At 34.8% G+C, this 2,362-nt stretch carries 2 protein-coding genes and 1 pseudogene; all 3 read right to left on the bottom strand.

Annotated elements, in window-relative coordinates:
* The coding region (locus tag DEF52_RS06395) for an ankyrin repeat domain-containing protein (protein WP_201798889.1) at positions 1-573 on the bottom strand (573 nt) is incomplete at its 3' end.
* Positions 574-705: 132 nt separating this feature from the next.
* Complete coding sequence (locus DEF52_RS05190; RefSeq protein WP_151808046.1) at positions 706-1,869, bottom strand: multidrug effflux MFS transporter; 1,164 nt, start codon at positions 1,867-1,869, stop codon at positions 706-708.
* A 183-nt stretch (positions 1,870-2,052) separates the two neighbouring features.
* A pseudogene (locus tag DEF52_RS05185) lies at positions 2,053-2,325 on the bottom strand (hypothetical protein); the annotation flags it as partial.
* Between the last annotated feature and the right edge of the window lie 37 nt (positions 2,326-2,362).

The following is a 2,362-nucleotide window of genomic DNA, read 5'->3' as shown; positions in this document are numbered from 1 at the left end:
TTCTTTATGGCCATTTTCAGCAGCCCGATGTAAAGGAGTCTTTCCATTTTGATCTGTTATATTAACACTTGCCCCTTTGTCCAATAGGGCTTCTACTACCTCTTTATGGCCATGTGCAGCAGCAAAATGTAAAGGAGTACCTTCATATTTATCTTGTGCATTAACATCGATCCCATTTACTTTCAGTAGGGCTTCTACTACTTCTTGATGGCCCTCTTCAGCAGCCCTATGTAAAGGAGTGCTGTTATGTTCATCTATTGCATTAACATTTGCCCTATTATTTAGTAAAACTTCTACTACCTCTTTACGGCCCTCTTCAGCAGCTCGATGTAGAGGAGTCATATTTGCAAATCCTACTGCATTAACATTTGCCCCATTATCCAATAGATCTTTTACTATCTCTGCATAGCCATTTCCAGCAGCATAATGTAAAAGAGTGTTGTTATGTACATCTACTGCATTAACATCTGCTCCTTCCTTTATTAGATCGTTTACTACATTAAAATCACCACTTTTAGCAGCCTGAAATAAATCAGCATTTATATCTCTTATATCTCTGTTTGAATTGCTCATCCCAAACCTCCTGTAAAACTATATTGTTATGATAAAGTCGTTAATAATCTATGAGCTCTCACCCCCTGTAAAATTATATTATCATGATAAAGTCATTAATAACCCATGAGCTCTGGATCACGCAAATAATGGTTATTCCCTGTGTTTTTCAGTACATTTGAGCTGGCTGTACATAAGAATTGCAATTGTAGAGCATGCTATTGTTAATAGTAAATTTGGTAAAATACCATAGCGAAAAAATTTTCCTACTATATATATTCCAATAGCCCCAAACATCATATTGCAGAATGAGAGAACTGCACTACCAAGCCCTATACCTTTGATCGTTTCTAAAGCAGAAGTTACGTTATTGCTTATTATTAATGCAAGTCCGATATTGGCTGGAATCCAAGCAGTTTGAAGAATGAATATATTCAACTTGTCCGCGAAATAAAAATATACCAATAAACTATCGGATATTATCGGTAACACCAAACCTATTATTAGCATTTTGCTAACCCCTACTTTTGGTACATACCTTCTATTAATTAAAGTTCCAATTATGTAAAATATGACTATGATCGATATGAGGTAGCCAAAATACTGTACTTCAATGCCCATCGATTCAAATATGAACGGGTAGTTAGCAATGTATGCCCAAAGCCACATGAAAGTTAATCCATGAATGGCTGAAAACCCAAGGAAACGATAATTTCTAAATATTGATATATATTGCTTGAAGATATTAGTAGTTATGTTAGTTATACTGGTTTCATTTTTATTTACAGTGAGTGTTTCTTGTAACTCAAAGTAGATAAAAATAAGTATAGCAATTGCTGCGAGTAACATAATAAAAAACAAAAATTTCCAATGATAACCATGTGAAATTATATAACTGCCCACCATTGGAGCTATTCCAGGTGAGAGTGCCACAACCATATTTAATTTTGAAATGACTCTCGAGTATTCACTACCCGAATACATATCCCTTATTGCTGCATACCCAACAACACCTGCAACACCAGCCCCTGTTCCTTGTATGAAGCGAATTAGTATCAAGAGCGCAATGCTGTCGGCTATATAACACATGACACTTGCCAAAGTAAAAATTGTCATACCAATCAGCATCATTGGACGCCTACCATAATGGTCCGATAATGGACCATAAATTAAGCCAGATACCGCAAATCCAACTAGATTTAAGCTAATTGTAAGCTGCACTACACTGCCTTCTACTTTAAAATAATTGGCAATGCTTGGTAGTGCAACTGAGTATAGGTCAGTTGCCATATCGACAATTGCTACAGACAATATCATAATAAGAGAGATGATATTTTGCGAAAGAGCTGTTTTCACTTAATGATTTATTGGTAAATATGCTTAATTATAATGTATTTTTTTCATTAGTATAAGTACAATGTTACATAGTAAACGATGTCATTCGAGTAGCGGACACTGAAATCTTAAGCTAAAATCATGAAAAGCACGAATTTCAATACCTTATCTTTGATTATTCACTTTAAGCTTTAAGTCTTCAACAGAAGATGCATTTGCCTCACTTACTACCTTTAGTGGTTCACCAAGATTATGCTCTATTTTTATATTACGCTCAGGATCGTACTCTATTCTTGTATCAAACTCAAAGCCCAATTTCTCACAAAGTTTTTTGAAATACTCAATAAGCTTATTTATAATATAAGTAAGCTTATCAAACAAACCGTCATCACCAGCTTTATAGTCCTCTAACTCTTTAGGAATGGTAAGCAATACCTCACTGCCATTAAGTTAAGGAAAAAGTGTTAGAATGTAT

Source organism: Wolbachia endosymbiont of Nasonia oneida (assembly GCF_009012935.1).
Lineage (GTDB): Bacteria > Pseudomonadota > Alphaproteobacteria > Rickettsiales > Anaplasmataceae > Wolbachia > Wolbachia pipientis.
Note: the sequence above shows the minus strand (reverse complement) of the source record. Positions and strands in the feature narration are given on the sequence as shown.

Coding starts and splice junctions, on each gene's coding strand:
- DEF52_RS05190 (WP_151808046.1), bottom strand. CDS start 1,869: ATGATATTGTCTGTAGCAATTGTCGATATGGCAACTGACCTATACTCA.